Consider the following 6,294-nt stretch of genomic DNA (forward strand, 5'->3'; position numbering starts at 1 on the left):
AAAACGCCACTTGTGAAGTACAAATGACGTTTTAGGTGTGATAATGACTTTTCTTTATCTTTCTTATTTTTAATTTTTCCTTTATTTATGCGGTTTTTCCGCTTTGTCTATATAAGCATGTACCGAATGGGGCAGGAAAGACAACGACCATCCGTCATCTGCTTGGATTCCTGAAGGCAAAACAGGGTTCAGCGAAAATTCTTGGGATGGACTGCTGGAAGCAATCCGATGCCATTACCAGACAGCTTGGCTATATACCGGGAGAAATCAATCTCCTGAATGAAATGAGCGGTGAGGAATTTCTGCGCTTTATGGCACGTTACCGGAACATGCAGGACAGCGGACGGACACAGGAGCTGCTGGAGCGCTTTGAGCTGCGGCCAACCGGGGCCATACGTCGCATGTCCAAGGGAATGAAGCAGAAGCTGGGAATCGTAGCGGCTTTTATGCATGATCCCAAGGTGCTGATTCTGGATGAGCCGACCAGCGGACTGGATCCGCTGATGCAAAATGCCTTTGTCGAGCTGATTCAGGAGGAAAAGCAGAGAGGAAAGACAATCCTGATGTCTTCCCATATGTTTGAGGAAGTGGAAAAAACCTGTGATCGCATCGGCATCATCCGGCAGGGACATATGGCGGCAATCGAGGATACTGTCATCTTGCAGAAGAATAAAACGAAGACATACATTCTCACCTTTGCCGATTCCTCGCAGACACAGCGTTTTTTGCAGGAGCGACTGCAGATGAAGCAAATCAGTGAGCTGTGTGTGCATGTATATGTCCGAGAGGATCTCAAGGTGCTTCTGCAGCTGCTGCCGGCCTATGAGCTGCGCGATCTCAATGTCGCAACACAGAGTCTGGAGGATATCTTTTTGCAGTATTACGGAGAGAAGGGAGAAGCACATGAATAAGACACTGTTTCGTATGGAGTGGAAATCGGCATGGAAGCTGCTGCTGATTTTCATTTTGATTCTAGCGATGTATTTCAGCATTATGCTAACGATGTTTGATCCGGAGCTGGGCTCTGCGCTGGCGCAGTTTGAGAAGCTTATGCCGGAAATGATGGCAGCGGTTGGCATGAGCGGCACAGCAGCTACTCTGGTGGATTTCTTCTCAACCTATCTGTATGGCATGATCATGATTATGTTCCCGTTTTTGTTTTCTGTTATTCTCTCCCTGCGACTGCTTGTCAAAAAGGTGGATAACGGAAGTATGACCTATCTGCTGAGCTGTGGTGAAAAGCGAAGCCGTGTCTGGATGACTCAGCTGGCTGTGCTGCTGAGTGCGCTGTTTCTTCTAATTGCCTTCTGTACGCTTATGGGTATTGTTTGTAGTATACTCATGTTTCCGGGCGATTTGGATATTGCAGCCTTTCTGCGGCTGAATCTGGGATGCCTGCTGCTACAGACAGCATTGGCGTCCATCAGCTTTCTCGCTTCTTCCGCCTTGAATGAATATCGGCATGCCGCTTTGATCGGTGCCGGAACTGGTGTTGTATTCATCATGATACAGATGCTCGCCAATATGAAGGGAAATCTTGAAAAGCTGCAGTATGCGACGATTATGACGCTGTTTGACACACAGGGGCTGATTGCCAATGAAGCACAGGCATGGGCACGTCTGGGTGTGCTGCTTCTGATCGCTAGCAGCTGTCTGCTCATCGCCCGGCGAAGCTTTATGCAAAGAGATCTTTCCTTATAGTTGTCTGCGGCTGCTTTGAGGCATTTCCTGTATGTGCAGGACTGCCTCTTTTTTGTCTGCACTGTACATGCTTTATACATGAGCAGAAGCCCCTCTCAAAACAGCTTGTGTTCATAAAATAGAACTCCGTGATAATGAAAACTTTACATGAAAGTGCATTCATGCGGGTGAAAAACAACATTTTATTTACTTTTAACAAAATTATAACATTTCCTGTTTATCTTTTCTTTATAATGGAAACGAAGGAGGATAGCATTCACAGGCATAAAACCTCACGCACAAACGTATTTTGTATAGAGGTGAGAGTATGCTTTCCATAGATAAGAATCAGGTCATGATTGAACATTACCGGGAACTGACCCTGGTGAGCGAAACGAGAATACAGGTGACGATGAAATCCTACCGTATCACGATAGACGGGGAGCAGCTGCATGTGCTGGCACTGGGAAAGGATGAGATCCTGCTGGAGGGCAGTGTGCAGAATCTGGCGTTCGCATATGAAAAATAGAAAGGGTTTCGGTCTTGATCAATGGAAAGTGCAGGCCTCTTGCGATGAGTTTTTATGGATTACAAAGAAAAATCAGCTGGAACTATACGATATTACTCTACATCGAAACTATATTCAGTTCTACGCATCCATTCTGCAGCGCCCGAAAATCTACCGCTGCTTTGAAACATGTGATCTGATCACAACCACCGGTATGCTGGGATATGCACTGCGCAGCCTGAAAAAGCCCTATCGCATTGCGGCAATTCTGCTTTCTATCCTGCTGTGGTACGGTCTTTCGTCCATGGTATTTGAAATACAAATCAAGGGAGAAAAGGATGAAAGCCGGAAGCTGATTGCGGATACCCTGAAAAAGATGGAGGTTGTACCACCTTTTAAAAGCAGGGATGTCTCACAGCTGAAGACACAGCTGAAAAAGAATCTGGAAAATGATATCGCCTGGCTGGAAATTGAGAAACAGGGCAGCCGGTATCTGATTACCTATACGCCAAAGGAATTTGCCTCCTTATCCCAGCTGGGACATGAGGAGCTGATTGCACAGGAGGACGGTATGATTGAGCGCTTTGATATACAGCATGGAAACAAGCTGCACAAGGTCAATGAATTTGTGCATAAAGGTGATGTGCTGGTCAGCAATGTGCTGGAGGATTCCAAGGGCGGCAAGCAGGAGGTATATGTCAAGGGACGTGTCTTTGCCTATGTCTGGAAGGATATCACCGTGACGATGGACAAGACAAGGGAACCGAAGGCCCTTCAGTATTTTCAGCTGCTGTTTGATGCCAGACGCAAGGTGAGCGAGGACTTTCACAAGGACGATCGCATTTACAAGGAAAATATTTTGCAATTCTCTACAGATATGGGTAAAATAAAGATGGTGATTCATTACACACTGATCAAGGACATCACCACACCATAACGATAAGGAGCGCCTATGAGTGAACAATTTCGTATTGCATTAGAAGAATACCCGATGGAATGGATCGTAAAATTATGCGGAGCACAGGATAAGCATCTAGAGCTGCTGCGAAACGCCTTTTCCTGTGATATCATCATGCGGGACAATGAGCTGCGCATTCTCAGTGAGGATGCAGTTACCTTTCACAGCATTGAATCTGTGGTAAAGGCCCTGTTTAATATGATGGAGGCACATATTGATGTGAGTGGACGCGATATTGAATATGCCTGCCGTCTGGCGAAGCTGAATCGGCTGCAGGAGCTTTCCACGACATATCAGAAGGCGATCGGTAAAACGGTCAACGGGAAGCTGATTTATCCCAAAACGATCGGACAGCGGCATCTGTTTAAATGCATGTGCAACAGTGAAATCGTCTTTGCGACTGGAGTGGCCGGTACCGGAAAAACCTACCTCGCTGTTGTGTATGCGGCCGATCTGCTGAAAAAGGGAGAAATCCGCAAGATTATTTTGACCAGACCCGCCGTGGAGGCCGGAGAGAACCTGGGCTTTCTGCCGGGCGATCTAAAGGAAAAGGTGGATCCGTATCTGCGCCCACTCTATGATGCCCTGTATGATACGCTGGGACAGGAGCAGGTGGAGAAGCTGCTGGAAAAGGAAGTCATTGAAATCGCGCCGCTTGCTTATATGCGCGGACGGACGCTGGACAATGCCTTCATTATACTGGATGAGGCGCAGAATACAACTCGTGCACAGATGAAGATGTTTCTGACGAGGATGGGATTTCATTCACGCATCGTCATTACCGGGGATGTAACACAGATTGATCTGATTAAAAAACGTGATTCCGGCCTGCTGAATGCCAAGCATCTGCTGTCCGGGATAGAGGGCATCTCCTTTGTGGAGTTAACCAGCCTCGATGTAGTTCGTAATCCGTTGGTTCAGAAAATCATTGAACGATATGAGCAGGAGGAAGAACGATATGGCAAGGATTTTATTGATTGAAGACGAAGATAACATCCGCAAGATCATTGCATATGATTTGAAAAAAGCGGATTTTGATATCGTGGAATGCGGTGATGGTAGAACGGCTGTCGATCTGGCGATGAAAGAGGATTTTGATGTGCTGATCATCGACTGGATGCTGCCTCATGTCAGCGGAATCGATATCGTGAAAAAACTGCGCAGTGAGCACATTGACGCTATCTTTATCATGCTGACGGCAAGGGATGATGAAACGGATATCCTGTATGCCTTTGAGCAGGGCGTGGATGATTATATCACAAAGCCGTTTTCTCCAAGAGAGCTGCTGGCCAGGGTGAATGCCCATCTGAAGCGGCAGAACCGCAAGCAGGAGAAGCGGCTCAGTGTGGGGGATCTGTCCATGGATATGAAGCGGCGTGAGGCATATATCGGAGAGCGGATGATGACGCTGACAAAGAAGGAATTTGACCTGCTGGAGTATTTTATCCAGAACAAGGATATCGTATTGTCCCGTGACAGCATCCTGAATGATATCTGGGGCTTTGATTATGACGGAGATACACGGATTGTGGATGTGCATGTATTCAAGCTGAGAAACAAGCTGAATGCGTCGCATGTACATATCAGGTCATCCCGCGGAGTCGGTTATCTGCTGGAGGAAGTGCATGAAACGCAATAAATACGGGTATCTGGGATTGATTCTGGCCTGCATTGCGGTTGTGCAGTACAATTATCATTTGAATGAATATGTACTGCTGCTGCTCGTGGTAGTTTCGATTGCTTTGCTCTGGGAGTTTCTGGATCAGAAAAACCTGAACGTGCATCGCCGGGAGAATATCGAGCTGCAGGAGGAAATCAAATCGACTGCCAAGGATGCGCATTTGAAGAATAAGCAGCTGCTGACGGTCGTGACCAGTATACCGTTTCCGATGCTGCTGGTCGATCAGTTCGGCAATATCGTCATGCATAACAATGTCAGTGAGCTGTGTGAGGACGGTCCTGTCGGTGAGCATATGACCTATATGAGCAACGCCTATCTGCATCCTGTGCGAGAATTTATCAAGGATGCCTTTATTCTGGAAAAGCCGATGGATAAAATCATCGATATTAACGGTGTGGAATACCAGTCTATCAGTGTACCGGTGACAGCAAAGAAGAAGTACAGCGGCTGTCTGGTTCTGTTTCAGGATATTTCAAAAACACTGGAGGGGGAGAAGATGCAGAAGCGTTTTATCGCAGATGCGTCGCATGAATTGAAGACACCGATCGCCGTTATCAAGGGCATGGTGGAAATTTTAAACCGCGAGGATTTTGATGATGAGGAAACACGCCGCGAATTTATGGATCAGATTGAACAGGAAATCAACCGTCTGGATATTCTGGTGAAGGATTTGCTGCAGCTGTCCCGCCTCAGCCTGTCCACGGTTTTGCTGGAACGAGAGAAAACCGATCTTTGCCTTGTTATTGACAAGGCGGTGAAGTCACTGGAGAAAAAGGCGGAGAAAAAGGGACTGCGCATCGTGAAGGAGTATCAGAATCATGATCTGGTATTCTGCGATCCTTTGAAAATGAGTCAGGTTGTGTTGAATCTGTTGTCGAATGCCATCAAGTACAGCGATCGTGGCACGATTACCCTAAAAACGAGGGAAGAAGGCTCTTGGTATGTTTTGCAGGTAAGGGATGAGGGCCATGGTATTGTTGCAGAGGATTTGGAGAAAATCTTTGACCGCTTTTATCGGGTGGATGATGATCGCTCCCGAAGCAGCGGCGGCTCAGGACTGGGACTTTCCATTGTGAAATCCATTGTCGAGGCTCACCATGGGGAAATAAAGGTAGAGAGTGAATTTGATAAGGGAACGACATTTACGGTCAGATTGAAGAACTGATTTTCCAATGCTGATCGTGAATGTCATTTCTTTACTGAAAAAATTTATATTTTATATAAATTCGCTACGGTATTCCTCATAGGCGATCGTAGGTTTATAGAGGTATTTATCAAAGCGGCAGCTTTTCAGTTTCTCACAGCCATTACAAGATCCCGGAGTACGATCTCTGCGTTTACAGCGGAACTTAGAATAATCAGGGCAGTTGACAGTACAATTCTTTCTCTTAAACTTACAGTGAGCATAGTTCTCACATTCTAGAGAAAGTGTAGATTTATGAGAGAGATAACGGTGAGCACGGATTT

The 6,294-nt window shown here is 46.4% G+C and carries 7 protein-coding genes; all 7 read left to right on the plus strand.

Annotated features, from left to right (window positions below; genetic code table 11):
• The first annotated feature begins 83 nt into the window (after positions 1-83).
• Entirely contained in the window at positions 84-911 is an 828-nt protein-coding gene (locus KSZ58_RS22170; protein WP_308125187.1) for an ABC transporter ATP-binding protein, read from the plus strand.
• Positions 904-1,701: an ABC transporter permease subunit gene (locus KSZ58_RS22175; RefSeq protein WP_009270387.1), complete on the plus strand. Its 798-nt coding sequence runs from the start codon at positions 904-906 to the stop codon at positions 1,699-1,701. Before KSZ58_RS22170 ends, KSZ58_RS22175 begins: the two co-directional genes overlap by 8 nt.
• A 307-nt stretch (positions 1,702-2,008) precedes the next feature.
• The gene (locus tag KSZ58_RS22180; protein ID WP_002609163.1) at positions 2,009-2,209 is read left to right on the plus strand and encodes a YabP/YqfC family sporulation protein; all 201 of its coding nucleotides are present in this window, start codon (positions 2,009-2,011) and stop codon (positions 2,207-2,209) included.
• Complete coding sequence (locus KSZ58_RS22185; protein ID WP_008817193.1) at positions 2,199-3,125, plus strand: sporulation protein YqfD; 927 nt, start codon at positions 2,199-2,201, stop codon at positions 3,123-3,125. The genes KSZ58_RS22180 and KSZ58_RS22185 overlap by 11 nt, the downstream gene beginning before the upstream one ends.
• Before the next feature lie 15 nt (positions 3,126-3,140).
• On the plus strand, positions 3,141-4,127 hold the full coding sequence (locus tag KSZ58_RS22190) for a PhoH family protein (RefSeq protein WP_008817194.1): 987 nt from the start codon (positions 3,141-3,143) through the stop codon (positions 4,125-4,127).
• Entirely contained in the window at positions 4,105-4,785 is a 681-nt protein-coding gene (locus KSZ58_RS22195; RefSeq protein ID WP_008727752.1) for a response regulator transcription factor, read from the plus strand. Before KSZ58_RS22190 ends, KSZ58_RS22195 begins: the two co-directional genes overlap by 23 nt.
• The gene (locus tag KSZ58_RS22200; protein WP_009270388.1) at positions 4,772-5,992 is read left to right on the plus strand and encodes a cell wall metabolism sensor histidine kinase WalK; all 1,221 of its coding nucleotides are present in this window, start codon (positions 4,772-4,774) and stop codon (positions 5,990-5,992) included. The genes KSZ58_RS22195 and KSZ58_RS22200 overlap by 14 nt, the downstream gene beginning before the upstream one ends.
• Positions 5,993-6,294: the final 302 nt, after the last annotated feature.

Source organism: Erysipelatoclostridium sp. DFI.2.3 (assembly GCF_019132535.1).
In the GTDB taxonomy this organism is placed as follows: Bacteria; Bacillota_I; Bacilli_A; order Erysipelotrichales; family Erysipelotrichaceae; genus Clostridium_AQ; species Clostridium_AQ innocuum.

What these genes read in the sequence shown, in the direction of transcription:
- KSZ58_RS22175 (WP_009270387.1), top strand. Translation starts at nt 904, where the DNA reads ATGAATAAGACACTGTTTCGTATGGAGTGGAAATCGGCATGGAAGCTG.
- KSZ58_RS22180 (WP_002609163.1), top strand. Translation starts at nt 2,009, where the DNA reads ATGCTTTCCATAGATAAGAATCAGGTCATGATTGAACATTACCGGGAA.
- KSZ58_RS22190 (WP_008817194.1), top strand. Translation starts at nt 3,141, where the DNA reads ATGAGTGAACAATTTCGTATTGCATTAGAAGAATACCCGATGGAATGG.
- KSZ58_RS22195 (WP_008727752.1), top strand. Translation starts at nt 4,105, where the DNA reads ATGGCAAGGATTTTATTGATTGAAGACGAAGATAACATCCGCAAGATC.
- KSZ58_RS22200 (WP_009270388.1), top strand. Translation starts at nt 4,772, where the DNA reads ATGAAACGCAATAAATACGGGTATCTGGGATTGATTCTGGCCTGCATT.
- KSZ58_RS22185 (WP_008817193.1), top strand. Translation starts at nt 2,199, where the DNA reads ATGAAAAATAGAAAGGGTTTCGGTCTTGATCAATGGAAAGTGCAGGCC.